This is a genomic window from Burkholderia sp. BCC0398 (assembly GCF_902833245.1).
GTDB classification, from domain to species: Bacteria; Pseudomonadota; Gammaproteobacteria; order Burkholderiales; family Burkholderiaceae; genus Burkholderia; species Burkholderia sola.
Genome location: NZ_CADFEM010000007.1, coordinates 129,862 through 146,672, shown reverse-complemented (window position 1 = coordinate 146,672; position 16,811 = coordinate 129,862). Strand labels below are relative to the sequence as shown.

The window sequence follows — 16,811 nt, the reverse complement described above, 5'->3', positions numbered from 1 at the left end:
GCGCGCCGGCCGGCCCGGCGCGCGAACGATCAGCCGTCGATGCGCGGCGCGAGCAGGTCGCCCAGGCCGATGTTCCTGAACATCTCGCGGCGGATGCGGTCGCCGACGCGGAACACTTCCTCGGCGCCGTCCTGCGACGGGTCGACGAACACGCGGTACGGGCGCTTGCCGGCCGGCGCCGCGACGAGTTCGGCAATCGCCGTGGCGACGGCGCCCGCGTCGGCGTCCGCCGGTTCAAGCGCGGCGAGGCCCTTCAACGCCTGATCGGCGACGCCCGCGTACGGCCCGCCGTCGTAGGCGGCTTGCACGGCGGTATCGGCCGGCTTGCCCGCATGGAGGAAGTGATTCGTGCCCCGCGTGAACGCGCCCGGCACGACGATCGACGTTTCGATGCCCCAGCGCGCGAGCTCGGCCGCGTAGGACACGGCGAGCGAGTCCATCGCGGCTTTCGAGGCGAAGTAGGGCGCGAGGAACGGCGGCGTGCCGCCGCGCGCCGACGAGGACGACACCCACACGAGCAGGCCGCGGCCCTGGCGGCGCAGATGCGGCAGCGCCGCGCGGTTCACGCGCTGGGTCGACACGACGTTGACGTCGTAGAGCTGCGCAAGCTGCTCGGGCGTGAACGCTTCGGCCGGCCCGAACACCATATGGCCGGCGTTGTGGACGACGACGTCCAGACGCCCATTGTCGGCGATCACGCGATCGATGGCGGCGTCGACGGAGGCGTCGTCGCCGACGTCGAGTTCGACGCTGCGCAAGTCGACGCCGTGTTGTTGCGCATAGGCGGCGATGGCGGCGACGCGCGGCGCATTGCGCCCGGCGCTCTCGCGCATCGATGCGTAGACCGTGTGACCGGCGCGGGCGAGCGCCTGGGCCGTCAGCAAGCCGAAGCCGCTGGACGCGCCGGTGACGAGGACGACTTGGTTCATGAGCATTCTCCTGGCGGAAAGATGAGGCGGCGGTGAGCGGTCCGTCAGCACATGCCGCCGTTGGCGCGCAGGATCTGGCCGTTGATCCACGCGCCGTCCGGGCCGGCGAGGAACGCGACGACGCGCGCGATGTCGTCGGGCTGGCCGAGCCGCTCGAGCGGGTTCAGCTTCGCCAGCCGATCGATGAGTTCGGGGCTCTTGCCCTGCAGGAACAGCTCGGTCGCGACCGGTCCCGGCGCGACGGCGTTCACGCGGACGCCGCGCCCGCGCATTTCCTGCGCGAGCACCTGCGTGAGGCTTTCGACCGCGGCCTTGCTGGCGACGTACACGCCGTACGTCGGCATGCGCATGCCGATCACGCTGGTCGACAGGTTGATGATGCGCCCGCCGTCGCGCACCCGCCTGGCCGCTTCGCGACAGACGTTGAACGTGCCTTTCACGTTGATCGCGAACGTTTCGTCGAACAGCGCGTCGTCGCAGTCGGCGATGGCCGACAGCTTCATCACGCCTGCGGAATTGACCACCACATCCAGACCGCCGAATGCGTCGCGGGTGGCGTCGAACAGCGCGGCCACGGCCGCTGGATCGGCGACGTTCGCCTGCACCGCGACCGCATGGCCGCCATCGGCGACGATCGCGTCGACCACTTCGCGGGCCGGGCCGGCGCTGCCGGCATAGTTGACGACGACCCGGAAGCCGTCCCGGGCGAGCTGGCGTGCGATTTCCGCGCCGATGCCGCGCGACGAACCCGTGACGAGGGCGACTTGTTCCGATGTGCTCATGTCCTGCTCCTGATGAAGGTTGAATGCCGTTCGATCCGGCGACAGGACTGACTGTAGGCTTCCTCGATCAATAAAAATAATGAATAATCATCATTCAATGAATGACTGAAAGTATGTCTCATGGGATTCGACAGCAGATTGCTCAGCGGTATCGGCGTGCTCTCGGCGGTGATCGAGGCCGGCACCTTCGCGCGGGCGGGCGAGGCGATGGGGCTGACTCAACCGGCGGTGAGTCGCGCCGTCGCCCGGTTGGAAGAGCGGGTCGGCATCCGGATCTTCAACCGGACGGCGCGCGCGATCACGTTGACCGACGAAGGGCGACGCTTTTACGAGGCGGTCGCGCCGCTGCTGGCCGGCATCGAGGAGGCGGCGCTCGACGCCGGCCAGTCGAAGGCGCGCGTGAGGGGGCGGCTGCGGGTCAACGTGGACGGCACGTTCGGCCACTACGTGCTGGCGCCGCGGATGGCGGAATTTCTCGACCGCTTTCCCGACCTGTCGGTCGAAATCAGCGTGCGGGACCGGATGGGCGACCTCGTCGCCGACGGCTTCGACGTGGCGGTGCGCTTCGGCATCCCGGAGCCGTCGTCATATCGCGCGCGGCTGCTGCTCGAGACGCGCGTGCTGACCTGCGCGTCGGCGGCCTACGTCGCGCGTCATGGCGAACCGCGGCACCCTCGGGATCTCGCGGACGCTCACCGGTGCGTGCTGATCCGCGATCCGGTGACGGGGCGGCCGTACGAATGGGAGTTTCATCGCGGCAAGGAAGTCGTGCCGGTCGACGCCTCCGGCAGGCTGACGGTCAACGATACGGGCGGGCTGCTCGGCGCGTGCCTGGGCGGTGTCGGCATTGCGCAATTGCTCGAGCTCTATGCGCGGGACGTGCTGGCCGACGGGCGGTTGGTGCAGTTGTTGCCCGAGTGGGCGGACGAGACGTTCCCGCTTTATGCGTATCACCACGCGTCGAATCTCGTTTCGGCGAAGGTGAGGGTGTTTCTGGATTTCGTCCGCGAGTTGATGGCCTGAGCGTACCGGGCGGCAGGCCGCCGTCGATCACTGGGTGCGGTGCGGAACGCGCGCCATAAACAAAAAACCCGCGAAGCGGCGAGCTTGCGCGGGTTTCGACAAAGGCAGCGCATGACGCTGCGAAAGACTGGTGCCAGGGCCGGAATGAAATAATTCTATGTGAGGCCCGTAGTATAAGGGTGTTGCTTGTGTGGTGTTGCTGAGTTGCCCCCAGAGTTGCCCCCCGCGCTTCTGGCAGCCGCAGAATTCATATCGCTCTGCTGCGTGTGCCGTTCGGGCGAGGTCGTTCAGAAGATATCAACAAGCGTATCAGCGTAGGCTCGATCAGTCGAAGGCCGGTGCCGTGCGGAACGTTGCTGTGCCGCCGGAAGCAAAAATATCTGGAGATTTGGAGATAGACGGTTGTATCGGCCTGTAAGCCTTGTCTGGCAAGGCTGTGGTTATCTCCAAGTCTATCTCCAAAGTACACATTTTCTTGGAGATAAAGTTGGAGACAGACTGCTGAGCTATGGCGTCCGCACGACGACGTTGAGAGTTGCCCTGCCTTCTGGAACGCTGCGCGCAAAGAACGCCCCGCGCGCCCACACCCCCGAGCCGGCGTTACGCTAGAAAGTTACTTTGCAACCGTCGCATCACGTCAGTGATCGGCACGAGGACGCGCGGCATAATCGCGACAAGATTGATTCGGGGGCTGGCTGGCCGCGCAGCGGGTGCACTTCACACCTGCGGTGGACTCGTCGCCGTCAATGCTTCTGCTACTTGCCACAGGCGAACCGAATCCGCGCTCGTGGCGGATCGGGGCTGTTTGGCAACGTGCGAGTTCCCGACGAGCAGAAAGCGGGGGCCGTAGAATGCGCCCTGAGTCGCTGTGGGGTCGACTGCCGCCTGCAAGAGCGAGTCCGTGGCCCATTTCACATCCATGGACGGTACAAGTCGGAACGATAGCCTCTTGCGGGTTGAATCAGTACCCATATTCGGACCGCTCGTCTGAAGGTTGGTGCGTGTATGGCCTGGATGGGCACTCGTACTGAGCAGGGGCCAGCCACGCTCGCGCGCAATTTCTGCCAATCGATTTGCCAACAGCAGGCAGGCTAACTTGGACTGCGCATACGCCGTCATGGGCTTGTACGACCTTTCGCCTTGAAGGTCGTCGAAATTGATTTTGGCACCAATTGCGGCGCTGCTTGTCATCGTGGCGACGCGAGGAGACTTCGCTCCAAGCAGAAGCGGCAACAGCAGATTGGTCAGTGCGAAGTGGCCTAGGAAATTGGTCGCAAACTGTAGCTCGAATCCGTCGGAGCTCAGTACACGGGTCGGCGGCATCATGATCCCTGCGTTGTTTACGAGCACGTCGAGAGGGCGTCCCTCCTCGAGCAACTGGCGACCAAAATTCCTCACACTCGAGAGGCTTGAGAGATCCAGCGTGCGGACCTCAATCGATGCCCCTGGAAACTCCTTGCGTATATCCCGGCGGGCGGCATCGCCTTTCGACTCGTTGCGTACAGCCATGATGACGTCGGCACCAGCCGCCACCAATCGCCTAGTCGCCTCCTTGCCGGTGCCGCTATTGGCTCCGGTAATTACAATACGGCGCCCCCGCTGATCAAGAGGTTTGTACATTCGCGTTTCTCCTATGAGTTCATTCGATAAAGCGGGGCTCTGACGCGGATAGCCGGCAGGCGTTCAGCTTCAGCCGACAACGCACGTGCAGCTGAGAAATGGGTCTGGTGTTGGACGGTCCGGGTGGACCCGCAGGGATGACTTCGGTGAAGTACACCGCATAGTGTAGTTTTCTTGGCGAAAAGTAAACTCACCGGTGTAAATTTTCGGCTGCTTAGGCAACCCATCCCGACGTGGCTTAACCACTGCAAGTGGCCGCAAACCGACGAATGCGGCCGGCGGTTACCGACGCCATGCCGCGCAGCTTGGTCATCCATCGCGGCGCTCTCTTCGCGCAATCCGCGATGAACCTTGTCCAGACGTTATTGCGTCAATGGTTAGCGATGCCTGGCGCGGCACGCACGAACTTCCTGCCGGGCAACCAATCGGAAAATTCGCATAGCCTGACTTGGGTGTCCGCTCCCTGAGCCAGACGGGACGCCTCAACGTCTCGCCGTTGACGCAAACCAATGACGCTTCATGGCTGAACCCGGACCGACGATGTAGTTTTGCAGCATCGTTGGTGGCCGTGGTCGCCGACGGCGGAAGTCGACCCATTGTTACCGGTCGGAATCGCATTATCCGGCGTCGGAATTAGAGCCGACAGCAGTCATTGAGACAATAATTCGACGACTAAATGCCCCCACGTCGCGCACATCCCACAGCGATGCTGCCGACAAACCACGCCTTGAGCAATTGAACCGCCTGTTTGGTTCCGGCACTGGCGGGATGGACGAGGTAGTATCCGGCGTCCAAGGCCAGCGCATTATCGAATGGCTCGATCAGTTCTCCACGAGCCAGTTCCGCTTCTACCAGCAGGGGGCCGGTAAGCACAACGCCTTGCGCGCGCACTGCGGCGTCGATCGCCATCAACGACTGGTCGAACCTGATACCGGTAATGGTGTCAATCTGCGAACCGTCGAGACCGCTGAATCGAGCAAGCCACGTGGCCCAGTGCGGGTGTAGCGTGTTATGGAGCAGTGTCGCCGTGCGCAAATCGTCGGGGCGCTTCAATCGGCGCTGCTTCGCGTATGCCGGATGGCAATACGCGCGTGCCTCGTCATGGCACAGCAGTTGAACGGATAGTCGTGCATCCATCCCGTCGAAATGCCTAACCGCGAGATCGACGCCATCCAGTTCGAAGTCGACCATCGTTGTCGATGTGCTCAGGCTCAGCGCAATCCCGGGGTTTGCCTGCAGGAAGTCGGCCATGCGTGGGGCGAACCACTTGGCAGCGAAGCTCGGCGGCATCGACAACCGCACGCCGCTACCGCGACGCTCACGAATGCGATGGCTCGCATGAATAAGCTCTGCCAGGGCGGGTTGAATCTGCGCGAAGTAGGCGCGACCATCCTCTGTGGGCGTTACCTGCCGTATCTGGCGCACGAACAGGGCAACGCCGAGCCATTCCTCAAGCTTCTGAATCTGCTGCCCTATCGCACCAGGCGTCACGTTCAGTTCTCGGGATGCAAGAGTAAAACTGCCGTGCCGCATGGCAGCTTCGAAGGCAGGCAGGGCTTTCAGCGGAGGAGTCGATCGCATAGCTCAGTTTTTCTATTCCATAGTCGACATTAAATCATTTGTAGAGCACACCGGTGCGGAACACAATCGGGACTTCATCCGCTTTCCTGGTGCGCTGACATGAATCCCGCCTATTTCGCCTTCGCCGCCCTCGGGTTCATCTGGGGCACCAACTTCCTGTTCATGAAGTGGGCGAGCGTCGATCTGGCTGCCAGTCAGATCGTCTTCCTGCGCGTGCTTTTCGGCTTCATCCCGCTGCTCACGGTCGCGCTATTCACTAAGGCGCTCAAATGGCGCCATCTTCGGCACGCTCACCACTTCGTGGTGATGTCGCTGCTTGCGACCGTGATTTACTACTATGCGTTCGCGAAAGGGGCCGGGCTGCTGTTCTCGAGCATTGCCGGGATGCTAAGCGGCGCCATCCCGCTTTTTTCCTTCCTGTGCGCATGGGCACTGCTGCGCGAGGAACGCCCGAACGCGCGAATGATCGCGGGCATCGTCTGCGGATTCGTCGGCGTACTGCTGATCGCGCGTCCGTGGAATGCGCACGCGGCTGGCGTCAACCTGCTCGGAGTCGGCTATATGATCGCCGGCTCGCTCAGCGTGGGCTGCTCGTTCGTGTACGCGCGCCGCTTTCTTTCCGGCCTGGACCTCTCACCGCTCGCGCTGTCGACGTGGCAGATCGGCTTCGCACTGGTCCTGATCGGCTGCGTCACGGATTTCCACGGCATCGTGCGTGTGACGGGCGATGCGCGAGCGCTGCTCGGCCTCGTCCTGGGACTCGGTCTGACGGGCACCGGGATCGCTTACATCCTTTATTACTTCATCGTCGGACGGCTCGGAGCAGTGGCCGCGTCCAGCGTGACGTACATTCCACCGGTCGTTGCGTTGCTGATGGGTTCGTGGCTTGCGCAGGAACCGATCGGCGCAGTCGAACTGTTCGCGATGGGCGCAATCCTCGGTGGTGTGTTTCTGCTGCAACGTAGCCGGCAACCACGCGCAGTCGCGGCGCGCGGTCCGGCGAAGGCGGCCGGTTAGGGCCGCAGTGTCGTATGAATGAATGCTTCGATGAAATATCGCGCAGACCGCAATTCGGCATCTCGACAGAAGTTCACGGGCGAGTGGTCGGCGTACCGGTGCCCGATGCCATATGAAGCTGACATCCGTGCCATCGGCGCGCAGCGGTCGGCAAATCTATCCAACTCATACCAGCGTAAACAAACATGTCTTCACGGGTCCCCTCGACCATATTCGTCATCGGTGGAACGGGCGCACAGGGATTGCCCGTCATCCGGGCGCTCGTCGCCGACGGCAAATATGCCGTGCGCGCCTTGAGCCGAGATCCTGAATCGCGACGGGCCATCGAGCTCTCCACTCTTGGGAACGTCTCGATCGTGAAGGGCACGTTTGCCGATGAAGCGGTCCTGCGTGACGGTTTTCGTAATTGCAGCGCAGCGTATATCAATCTCGATGGATTCAACACCGGGGAGAAGACTGAGATTTATTGGGCCATCCGATGCTATGAAATAGCCATCGAAGAAGGAGTCAAGTTCTTCGTATACGGAAACCTCGATTACGCGCTCAAAAGGTCCGGATACGATTCCCGGTTTCGGACAGGCCACTATGATGGCAAGGGCCGCGTAGGGGAATGGATTCTGTTCCAGAACCTGACAAACCGGGACCGGATGGGCGCCGCGCTGCTTACGACCGGTCCGTATATGGAGATGGCCGTCTCGGCAATGACACCAATGACGCCGTCCGTGGAAAGCGGCGTCGTTACGTGGCGGGTGCCACTCGGTGACGGCGCCGTTCCGCATGTAGCGCTTGAGGACTGCGGGTACTACGCACGTTGGCTTTTCGACAATCCGGAGCGTGCGAATGGCATGAATCTCGAGGTCGCGATCGAGCATGTCGAGTATGCGAAGCTTGCCGAGGCGTTCGAAGCCGTGACCGGACATCCCGCGCAATATATTGATACCGACCTCGAAGCATACTGGAGCGGACCGCTCAAGGCCGCAGCCGATTTGCCGTCCGGATATAACGCCGATCTCCGCGACAAAAGTACGATGAGCTTCCGCGAAAACTTCACTGGCTTCTGGAATCTGTGGAAGTACGGGATCGTCAAGAGAGACTACGCATTGCTCGACGAAATTCATCCCGGGCGAATCAGGACGGTCGAACAATGGCTCAGGCGCGAAGATCAGTTGGGACGAGCACTGGGCAACGGAGGCCTCTGGGAACGGGTTCAGCCTGAAAATCTGCTCAGATCGCCGCCTGTCTTGAAGCTGTCCGAAGACAAGAGGAAGGGCGCGTTATAAGTTCCTCGCGAACTTCTGGCTCAACTGCAAAACGCCTCACTACTTGCCACGCGTTTTCTCACGCTGCGATGCCGGCGAAGATCGTCGACGCTCAACGTCCGAAGCTGTCGGCAAGGCGGCCAACGAGGAACGACATGCCAATGTCCGGACATGGCCGAACTGAGTCAGACAACCTGACACTGTCTGCTTGGTCTGGTCCAGTCCTATACAGATGAGAGACTGGACGCACTTTTGGAGTGCTGCCACTTGGGCAATGCGGACCGATATCCATCCGGAACCGCGCATGCGCCGCCTCGCGCCTTTAAGCTGCTCGCTCCACCACCCAGCGAGCCGGGCTCTAGCAGGGCGTGAGTTGAACGGCGCGCGCGCTTAGACTGCGTCGCGTACCCGCATGATCGTCTGGCGGCTCGTGCCAAATCGCCGAGCAAGCGCGGCCACGCTTGCCCCCGCGTCCAACTCGCGCAGCACGTCCGCCCGCTGCTTGTCCGACAGGGCGGACGGCCGCCCCATCGCCTTGCCTTCCGCCTTCGCGCGAGCGATACCAGCGTGCGTGCGCTCAATCAACAGATCCCGCTCGAATTCGGCCACCGCGTTCAATACCTGCATCGTCATCCGGCCTGCCGCGCTCGTCAGATCTACGCCGCCGAGGGCGAGACAATGAACGCGGATACCGCGTTCGGCCAATCCTTCGACCGTGGCCCGCACGTCCATCGCATTGCGGCCGAGTCGGTCGAGCTTCGTCACGATCAACACGTCGCCTTCTTCCATCTTGACGAGCAACTGCGCAAACCCCGGCCGCTGATCGGCGCTTACGCTCCCCGAAATGCTTTCCGACACAACGCGGCGCTTGTCGACCGAGAAGCCGGCCGCCTCGATCTCTCGTAACTGGTTCGCGGTGGTCTGGTCGGACGTACTGACGCGGGCATAGGCAAAGGTTCGGGACATATCGGGCACTCAATCTGTACGAAATGGACGTCCGAATATAAGGAAATGTCCAAAACGTTTCAGCCCTTATTTACGGACAGGGCAAAATGCCCCTGTCCGCAAGGGATCGGTTTTGGACAGACGCATTTGATCGGAGGCCAGATTACTTTCTGGTCGGTCGCGGGGCAGACAGGAAGGTGCCACTATTCGAACGAGAACAACCGCCCCATTGCTGTCGTTCGAGTATTGCTAGTCAATGTCTGCTTTGCAGTGCGGATTCAACCGGTCGATGCAACAGATTGATGGAACCGCTGGGCGGGTGTGTCAAAGTTTAGCGTCTTACGCGGACGCTCGTTGAGACGCCTCGCTACAGCGTCGAGTTGGGCTTGGGAATAGGCAGAGACGTCGGTGCCTTTCGGGAAGTACTGCCTCAGCAGTCCGTTCATGTTTTCATTCGAGCCGCGTTGCCACGGATTCTGCGGATCGCAGAAATAGACCTGGATCTTGGTCGCCACGGTAAAGCGTTTGTGATCAGCCATTTCCGTGCCCCTGTCCCAGGTCAGCGATTTATATAGTTCTCGAGGTAACTTGCTGGCGTGTCGTATCAGCGCGTTGACCACAGCCTCGGAATCCTTACCGGCTACTTTTACCAGCATCACGTATCGACTCTGACGTTCGACAAGAGTCGCAATCTGGCTGGTCGCGTTGCCAAACAGCAAGTCACCTTCCCAGTGCCCGGGTATCGCGCGATCCTCCGCCGTCGCGGGGCGTTCACTGATCGATACAGCGTCGCGAATGTTCGTGCGGTCTTCGGTTTTCAATGTGTGATGGCGAGACCGGCGCATCGCTCGAGAGCGTCGCAAGTGTTCAAGCAATTCCTTTTTCAGGGCACCGCGAGCTTGAATATAGAGGCTCCGATAGATCGTCTCGTGTGACACCAGATGGTCCTTGTTGACGGCATACATATGCTTGAGCCAACCAGAAATCTGCTCAGGGGACCACTGCAGCTTCAGCTTTGCAGCGACAACTCGCGCCAGCGTCTGATTGCTCACTAATTTGCAAATCTTCGGGCGACGTGCCCGATCCCAGGCGAGCTCATCCGCCCGGCTCGCTCGATAACCTTGGCTGCCTCCGTTGCGCTGCAGCTCGCGGCTGATCGTGGAAGGAGCACGTCCCAGCTTGGCCGCGATAGACCGAATCGATAATCCGCTTACCAGGCAGCGAGAGATTTCCTCGCGTTCCGCGAGCGTCAATGTCTGCGGTGCGCGATGTCTTTGCGGTGGCTCGATGCCGCCGGCCTCTGACAGGATCCGCTGTATCGAAGAGTGGCCCCGATCGAACAGTTTGGCAATTTGATGAATCGTTTCACCTTTGCGCCAGCGGTCCCACATGAGTGCTTTCTGACTCTCAGAATAGTAGATCCTCGGCCTCTGCTTCATTTGCAACACCTCCACTGCTTGCGCAGATTCTAGTGTGTTGCATCGACCGGTTGAATCCGCAAGCGGTTATAGTCGTTGGGCGGCTACGGCCGAACTCACGCTTCCGACCGTCTACCAGTCACTGACCAGCTTGGACCTGGTTCGACGAACGGCCGGTTCGAGAAGCCCCGCTATCCACTGGCGGGGCCGGTTGCCATTAGCGAGAACATCGACTTGATCTCGGCGTCCGAAATTTCGCCAACTGCGTCCTGCGGACCGGCTTGCTGATAAGGATCGGAGTCCTCTTCGTCCTCCCGCCTCTCAAGAGTCTCGCGGCGATTTTGAATGTCTTGCGTTAGCGCCGCGTCAATGCGGACGCCATACTTCTGTGCTGCGTGAACAAGATCGTCGCGAAATGTGTCGAGTTCTTGACTAGAGGAGATGTCGGAAAGTTTGTGTTCGATGCCAAAAATGAAACCCTGTAGCGCCTCGCTTGCCGCACTGCGGACTACGCGTTGTTCCGTCAGCGGCCCAAGTGCGCCAGCAATGTTTGTGATTTCATCAATCGTCAAGTCATCGCCAGCATTGGCAAGCATGTTTGCCGCAGCATTGGTCAGGGTTTTGCAGGCTGGATCAAGAAGGTCGTCTGTCCGATCCTGAAGCCGCTTCAACTGCCGCAGGGAGAACAAGCACTCGTAGTGATCTCTGGCCTCTATTCCCTGCGACATCAAATCGTCAACCGCCCTGTCGAGGACAGCCTTGATATGAAGACCCGGCAAGTGTTCGCACATCTCAAGGATGAGCCGAAGCGATGCGATCGCGGTTGTACTTTTATCACCTTGGATGCGGTCAATGGCGGCTAACCATAGATCATGGTCCCCGAACTGATCGCAACACATCGTGATGTTCGTCCTGAAGAAATTCCATGCGCTTCGCAGCTCGTAAATCGTCGAAACGGATCGCACAACAATGGGAAGCAGGTGGTCGTCGATGAAGACCTTGCTCAGAAAATCGCGAATGCCGGGATTTGCGAAGGAAATTTCTTGGTCTCCGACCGTAACAAACGACCCGCTCAGTTCTTTCAACCCAGTACGGAACCGCGAAACTGCCTCCGATGAAGCGATTTGGTGCCCCGCATTAGCGGTGATTCGCTTGAACAACTGCAAGCAGCGATCCATTCCGACGTAGAGACCGGCAAAGAAGATGGCCCACATCAGGCATCTTGCGTCAGCGCTTAGGTGCGCTCGATACGGCCGCTCCCACAACTCCGCCGGGTTGTTTAACACACGCAGAACCGTAGCCTGAATAGATTCATCACCCACTGAATAGTAGTCTGCGGAAGTCAGCAGCTCGATCAAACGGGGGCTGAAGTTGCGGTGGTCGATCATCTTCAGAAAGAAGTCATCGTCCAGGAGTTTGGCCTTTTCCTCGTCGACCAGATCCGAAAAGTAGATGTGGTTGAAGACCACCTTGGCCTTGATGGTGCGTGTATAGACCCCGACATTCAGGGTCATCTCGCTTGCAGCCACTCGTGGAGACGAAAGCTTGTCTGATTGAATCTGTGCCTGGTTTAACAGGTAAAGCCTGGTCGTCAGGATAAAGCGAAGATCTTTGTTGTTTCGAAGTCGATCCAGGAATACCGGCAGACGCTGATCCACCGTTCCTAGCAGTTCATTCGTCAGGCTGATCTGGCCCAGGAAATCGTCGAGAAAGATGAGTCGCTTCTCGCCGGCGGTACTGACCGCCATCGCCTCCTGCAGATCGTCCACGACGAAGACCTTCCAATTCTGCTCCATGTGGAGCCAGAGCAGCATTCGGCCAAGGGTGGTCTTTCCGACCCCTGGCTCACCAGCGATGATCAGTGCGCCACGATCGTCCAATATCTTCTCTGCCTCGGCCAAACTGGCGTTATGCACGAACTTGGGGACAAGTTGCCTGATGCGGGTCAACTCGGCATCGGTCCGGTTGTAGACCGCACTGTGCAAGATTCGCTCAAGGACTTCCGTGCTGGTCAACCAAAGCTTGAAATGCTGACGCAGCACGTGTGGATGGAGGCCCAAAAGGTTATTAAGATCCTCGCGGCCCAGTACGTCTCCAGCGCTGACCGGCGTGGACGGCATCGCTTGAATGATTTTGCTCTTCAGCGCCGGGGTAAGCGACAAAGATGTGACCAGAATGTACCGGCTCGGAGCCAGTTTCAGAACTTTGCAATTCTCTCTTATCGCCGCTCGAAGAAGGCTCCGTGCCCCGCCTTCAACGTGATGCTTAGCTTGCACTACGACATCCTGGTCCGCCATGGAAAAGCGGAAGTCGATTCCGCCATCCTTGCCGGGACCAAAGCTTTCCATTGTGATGCCAAACTCCGCTTGCAGCAGGTCACGCACGAGCAGTTCGAAGTCGATCGGCGACAGGGTGCGAAAGTCGTACATGCCGTCACCCTTGGGAGGCCGCGATCAGGGCATCCATGTGTGGCTTGTCAGTCTCAGTGATGGCATCTATCAGGTCCTTGACCGCATGCTCTAGGTCGAAGATCAACTCGTTGTTTCCAGCGAGCCGGTCCAGTGTGTTGCCGTGGCTGAAGTAGTGGAAGATCTTAAGGATCCGCTTTGCACGCTCGACCCCGAACAGAATTTCAGTTCGCTCGTCGACCTGTTCCGTGTCCTTTGGCCCAGGAAGCCTAGAGTACGTGTAGAGTTCGATGAAGCGCCTCATGGCGTTTGGCAGCAGCATCAGCACTTCGTGAACGGTCTTGTCGGGCGCCTTGTGGAAACGATGGATGACATCAAACAGGAAGTGATATTCAGACTGATAGCGTGCTAGCGAGGCCGGCATGTCCTCTAACGTCGAGGATTTTTCGGCGATCCGTCTAATCAGGTATAGCCGCGCTCCCTTGTTGCTTGCCACGGGCTTGATTTCTCTGAGCAGGTTGAAGAATTCGAAGTTGTGCGTGGAGATGAACAGTTGCTTGCAGGTGGTCTGCCAAGGAGCGTTCTTCTCCTGCTGAGTGAAGAACAGTGCCCGGATCGCGGCGGTCACCTGAAAGATGTGACTGGCGTCGAGGCTCGAGATGGGATCGTCGATGTAGACGATGGTCTCCTTGAATTCCGCGGGTTTGATCTCCTGGAGCTTTGTCAGAAAGTACGAGAAGGCAACTGCCGTGCGTTCTCCGTCACTCATATTCTTGGCAACGGCTCCCGTCTTCCGGACCAATTGAAAGCGCTCCTGGCCTGCTGCATCCTTGACGACCTCGATCTGGACAGCTTCACTGCCCAACATGGATGCTAGACGTTCGTTGATCTTTTCCCGACCTTGTTGCGCTTGACTGATCTGAGCCTGAAGACGGCTGATCTCCGGCCTCAGCCTTGCGGCATAGGTCTTGAGACGGTCGGACCGCTTGGCGAGCAGTGTTTTCTGTTGCTCCAAGCCTGTAGCATCCTGGTCGTCCTTAAATTGCTGGACGTAGTGGTATCGAACCCGCCTCGATGCATCGGCTCTTGCCTTAGTGAAATTTGAGGCCAACTCGTTGTTTTGCTTGATGACGAGGTTGACTGCGGCAACTGCGTCCTTGATCCCTTTTTCCAGACCAGCCGCCAAAGGCGTGGGCGCCATAGCTTTGCGGGAGTCGTCTGCCTTACGTTGCACTTCGTCAGCCAGTTTCCCTATCGCCAGATTGAACGCGTCGATGGTCGAGGGCAGCGCTTTGAGGGCGGCGGTATAGCTTTCGCGAAACTGAGCGTTAATTTCAGCCGCCTTGGGCCAATTCAGACTGAAAACGGCCGCCTTCACACGTTCAAGAAGACCATCGACCCGCTCCTTGTGTTCAGCGAGATCTTTCGAGAAATGCGCTCGAAAGGCTTCGAGGCGATCCTGGGATAAACTGTTCCCGCAGAATTCACACGTCCCAGCACCAGGATGCAGGGCCAGGCCACCTTGGACCCAGCGTTCAATGGCAGGGTTCTCCTCAAGGTGCTTGATGGTATTGGAGAAACTTGGCGTGGCGGCGAGAACCGTTACAGCCTCCTTGTGGAGACCCTCGATAGACGGAGAAGCGCTCAGTTCCTCGACCGTGCTGGGCTTCTTGGAGTCAGGCGTCAACGCAAGCTCAATTGCATCGGCGAGTTCCTTCTCCGTTAAGAGTTGTTGGGATTCAAGGACGCCGACTGCGACGAGGTCCTGGCCGAGATGTGTGGCCGTATAGGGATCAACCTTAAGGCGTTGGCGGATGAACTTGGCAGTGTCGGTCTTGGCCTGCGCTATCCGCGTCTTCAGTTCTTCGACCTTACCGTTCAGTTTGCGTTGAACCTCGTCTGAGCGCTGGATTCGCTTGCTGAGCTGATCGATCTTCCGTTGCGCCTCCTCGGAATCCTTGCCTAGCAGCAGGATGGGGTTGAAGCTCCCGCCTTCGAAGTGCAAATTAGCGCGGACGAAATCCGAATTGAAGACCCGAACCGACAGACTGCACCGGCTGAAGTTCTCCTCGGTGATCGAATCATCGGCAGTCTCAAGCGTGAATTCACAGCCGGACAAGTCGGGATTGGCCGATTTGGTCTCAAGCTGAGCGAACAGGCGGGAGAGGGTGGTCTTCCCGGAGTAGTTCCAGCCGTAGATGAGATTCTTGATCCCGAAGTCTTGCGTGCCTGCAGGCTTACTGTAGTTTTGATAAACGCCGAGCCCCTTGATCTTCTCGATGCTCTTCAGCATGTCGCCTCTCTGATCTTTAACGCGAGATTACCGTAAGCGTTTGGTGACACCACTTTGCGGAAGTGAAAGCCCGCCTTATGAGGTCGCTGGCGTTCATAGTTTTCCATCGAGCGTTGCACACCGGTCTATAGCAGTCGCTCACATCTTATCTTTTCCGCTCTTGGCCGAACAGTGAAGCCATGTATTGCGGTCTTAGATAATCCGAGACAAGTCTTTTTTGGGGGCAGACCTTTCGATATAATTGCGGTACTTGTTGGCACCTAATCGAACACGGCTCTAGGAATCTGTGGGCGATGCAAGGAAAAAAGGCGGGGAATGCTCAGTCGTTGAGCATATTTTCGTCGCGCTGACGAGAGGGTGCCGGGGGCGTGCTACCAACACACCCACCGGCGATTTTTTGGCTTGGCTGCCTGTTCCATAATTGGAGGAACCACAAGAGCCACCGCGCCTAGGAAACGCATAGCTCTTGTTAGGACGAATGATACCGCGCGCGGCGCGCCGTGCAAAGTTACTTTGTGCCTCTCCCGCGAACTTCATTGCGCCCGTACTTTGATAGTACGGCGCGGTTTATTGCCGCCGTTTTCCTCCTTCTTGCGGAACAGGCCATTTCTGAACAGAAAATGGCACTTAAGATTCTTCGACTTATTGGTGTGCTGGATTGCGTCGGCGTCAAGAAAACAACGCTGTATCGCTGGATTCGCGAAGGCAAGTTTCCAGCACCGGTCCAGTTAGGGGCCAGGAGCGTCGGTTGGCGCGCCACAGACGTCCAGCAATGGGTTGAATCCCGTCAGTCCACACGGGGGCAGGCATGAGCACGCATGCCCCGCTGATCAGTCGCGGCGGCCCGTATGGTCGCGCGATGGGCACGGCCGTCACGGCCCGCGACGCCGCGTTCGTGCGTTGCCGCGACGCCCGCCTCCGCAAGCTCGCAGGAATCCTCGATGACATCGAGGGCTGCTTCTGGAACCGTGGCGACGACGCCGGGAAGCTCGTAGCGATCGCCGTCACGCTCGCCTCGACGCTCGCGCTCGAAGCCCCGCGTCTGACGACAAAGCAACTTGGCACCGCCTGCGAGAAGTTCGTCCAGGCGATCGCCGCTGCTGAACAGGATTCGGCGAACTATCGTCGTCGACAGTATCGACAGCTGCGGAAAGCCTATCGCGCGCTTTACAACGACATCGATGCGCAGTGCACGGACGGGACGCGCCGTTTGCAAGTTAGCGCCCTGCTGCGAGGCGTCGCGCTCGGCCAATCACTGGCGCAGGGCAGCTCGCGACTGGATATCGAACAGCTCAAGCTGGCGACCGCTGTGCTCAAGGGGGAGGCCGCCTGATGCTCCCCCAAAGTCGCTTTGCACTAGGCAATACACGGCGAGGGGCGTCGCGATTTGCGTCGTCCAGCATCGCGCGGTATTCTGTGCGCGTCGCTGAGACAACAGTGACCCGGTTTGGCGACCGGAGATGCTCCAAGGCGGACAACCGCCTTCGCGCGGTTTTTTTACGTCCGTACACCTTGCGCCTTCTATGGTCGGGCCTT

Annotated in this window: 13 protein-coding genes; 5 read left to right on the top strand and 8 right to left on the bottom strand. The window is 59.5% G+C overall.

Annotated elements, in window-relative coordinates; genetic code table 11:
- Window positions 1–29 precede the first annotated feature (29 nt).
- Window positions 30–929 (bottom strand): SDR family oxidoreductase, encoded by a 900-nt coding sequence (locus HWX76_RS17270; RefSeq protein WP_176016085.1) that lies wholly within the window; start codon window positions 927–929, stop codon window positions 30–32.
- A gap of 44 nt (window positions 930–973) precedes the next feature.
- Window positions 974–1,711 (bottom strand): SDR family oxidoreductase, encoded by a 738-nt coding sequence (locus HWX76_RS17265; RefSeq protein ID WP_050017515.1) that lies wholly within the window; start codon window positions 1,709–1,711, stop codon window positions 974–976.
- Window positions 1,712–1,831: 120 nt separating this feature from the next.
- On the opposite strand from HWX76_RS17265, the gene HWX76_RS17260 reads away from it, so the two are divergent.
- Window positions 1,832–2,734, top strand: a complete 903-nt coding sequence (locus tag HWX76_RS17260) for a LysR family transcriptional regulator (protein ID WP_176016084.1) — start codon at window positions 1,832–1,834, stop codon at window positions 2,732–2,734.
- A gap of 717 nt (window positions 2,735–3,451) precedes the next feature.
- Here the strand turns inward: HWX76_RS17260 and HWX76_RS17250 are convergent.
- Together HWX76_RS17250 and HWX76_RS17245 are read right to left on the bottom strand one after the other, a co-directional pair.
- Complete coding sequence (locus HWX76_RS17250; protein ID WP_060010179.1) at window positions 3,452–4,354, bottom strand: SDR family oxidoreductase; 903 nt, start codon at window positions 4,352–4,354, stop codon at window positions 3,452–3,454.
- A gap of 672 nt (window positions 4,355–5,026) precedes the next feature.
- A complete protein-coding gene (locus tag HWX76_RS17245; RefSeq protein ID WP_060010182.1) occupies window positions 5,027–5,935 on the bottom strand; it encodes a LysR substrate-binding domain-containing protein in 909 nt (302 codons plus the stop codon).
- A 99-nt stretch (window positions 5,936–6,034) separates the two neighbouring features.
- Here HWX76_RS17245 and HWX76_RS17240 point away from each other — a divergent pair, with 99 nt between their 5' ends.
- Together HWX76_RS17240 and HWX76_RS17235 are read left to right on the top strand one after the other, a co-directional pair.
- Window positions 6,035–6,952: a DMT family transporter gene (locus HWX76_RS17240; protein WP_060010184.1), complete on the top strand. Its 918-nt coding sequence runs from the start codon at window positions 6,035–6,037 to the stop codon at window positions 6,950–6,952.
- 185 nt (window positions 6,953–7,137) lie between these two features.
- A complete protein-coding gene (locus HWX76_RS17235; protein WP_060010187.1) occupies window positions 7,138–8,232 on the top strand; it encodes an NmrA family NAD(P)-binding protein in 1,095 nt (364 codons plus the stop codon).
- Window positions 8,233–8,601: 369 nt separating this feature from the next.
- Here HWX76_RS17235 and HWX76_RS17230 read toward each other — a convergent pair whose 3' ends face one another.
- The 4 genes from HWX76_RS17230 to HWX76_RS17215 all read right to left on the bottom strand — a co-directional run bounded on the left by HWX76_RS17230 (window position 8,602) and on the right by HWX76_RS17215 (window position 15,275).
- A complete protein-coding gene (locus HWX76_RS17230) occupies window positions 8,602–9,177 on the bottom strand; it encodes a recombinase family protein (RefSeq protein ID WP_060010189.1) in 576 nt (191 codons plus the stop codon).
- 257 nt (window positions 9,178–9,434) lie between these two features.
- Window positions 9,435–10,595, bottom strand: a complete 1,161-nt coding sequence (locus HWX76_RS17225; protein ID WP_176016082.1) for an IS30 family transposase — start codon at window positions 10,593–10,595, stop codon at window positions 9,435–9,437.
- Between the two features lie 170 nt (window positions 10,596–10,765).
- Window positions 10,766–13,003, bottom strand: a complete 2,238-nt coding sequence (locus HWX76_RS17220) for a restriction endonuclease (RefSeq protein ID WP_176016081.1) — start codon at window positions 13,001–13,003, stop codon at window positions 10,766–10,768.
- A gap of 4 nt (window positions 13,004–13,007) precedes the next feature.
- Window positions 13,008–15,275 (bottom strand): AAA family ATPase, encoded by a 2,268-nt coding sequence (locus HWX76_RS17215; RefSeq protein WP_176016080.1) that lies wholly within the window; start codon window positions 15,273–15,275, stop codon window positions 13,008–13,010.
- 620 nt (window positions 15,276–15,895) lie between these two features.
- Between HWX76_RS17215 and HWX76_RS17210 the strand changes: the two genes are divergently transcribed.
- Entirely contained in the window at window positions 15,896–16,087 is a 192-nt protein-coding gene (locus HWX76_RS17210; RefSeq protein WP_013699107.1) for an AlpA family phage regulatory protein, read from the top strand.
- Window positions 16,084–16,608, top strand: coding sequence for a hypothetical protein (locus HWX76_RS17205; RefSeq protein ID WP_176016079.1), 525 nt, complete (start codon window positions 16,084–16,086; stop codon window positions 16,606–16,608). The genes HWX76_RS17210 and HWX76_RS17205 overlap by 4 nt, the downstream gene beginning before the upstream one ends.
- Window positions 16,609–16,811: the final 203 nt, after the last annotated feature.

Excerpts from the sequence above, each read along its gene's own strand:
- HWX76_RS17270 (WP_176016085.1), bottom strand. The coding sequence starts at position 929 with ATGAACCAAGTCGTCCTCGTCACCGGCGCGTCCAGCGGCTTCGGCTTG.
- HWX76_RS17265 (WP_050017515.1), bottom strand. The coding sequence starts at position 1,711 with ATGAGCACATCGGAACAAGTCGCCCTCGTCACGGGTTCGTCGCGCGGC.
- HWX76_RS17260 (WP_176016084.1), top strand. The coding sequence starts at position 1,832 with ATGGGATTCGACAGCAGATTGCTCAGCGGTATCGGCGTGCTCTCGGCG.
- HWX76_RS17250 (WP_060010179.1), bottom strand. The coding sequence starts at position 4,354 with ATGTACAAACCTCTTGATCAGCGGGGGCGCCGTATTGTAATTACCGGA.
- HWX76_RS17245 (WP_060010182.1), bottom strand. The coding sequence starts at position 5,935 with ATGCGATCGACTCCTCCGCTGAAAGCCCTGCCTGCCTTCGAAGCTGCC.
- HWX76_RS17240 (WP_060010184.1), top strand. The coding sequence starts at position 6,035 with ATGAATCCCGCCTATTTCGCCTTCGCCGCCCTCGGGTTCATCTGGGGC.
- HWX76_RS17235 (WP_060010187.1), top strand. The coding sequence starts at position 7,138 with ATGTCTTCACGGGTCCCCTCGACCATATTCGTCATCGGTGGAACGGGC.
- HWX76_RS17230 (WP_060010189.1), bottom strand. The coding sequence starts at position 9,177 with ATGTCCCGAACCTTTGCCTATGCCCGCGTCAGTACGTCCGACCAGACC.
- HWX76_RS17225 (WP_176016082.1), bottom strand. The coding sequence starts at position 10,595 with ATGAAGCAGAGGCCGAGGATCTACTATTCTGAGAGTCAGAAAGCACTC.
- HWX76_RS17220 (WP_176016081.1), bottom strand. The coding sequence starts at position 13,003 with ATGTACGACTTTCGCACCCTGTCGCCGATCGACTTCGAACTGCTCGTG.
- HWX76_RS17215 (WP_176016080.1), bottom strand. The coding sequence starts at position 15,275 with ATGCTGAAGAGCATCGAGAAGATCAAGGGGCTCGGCGTTTATCAAAAC.
- HWX76_RS17210 (WP_013699107.1), top strand. The coding sequence starts at position 15,896 with ATGGCACTTAAGATTCTTCGACTTATTGGTGTGCTGGATTGCGTCGGC.
- HWX76_RS17205 (WP_176016079.1), top strand. The coding sequence starts at position 16,084 with ATGAGCACGCATGCCCCGCTGATCAGTCGCGGCGGCCCGTATGGTCGC.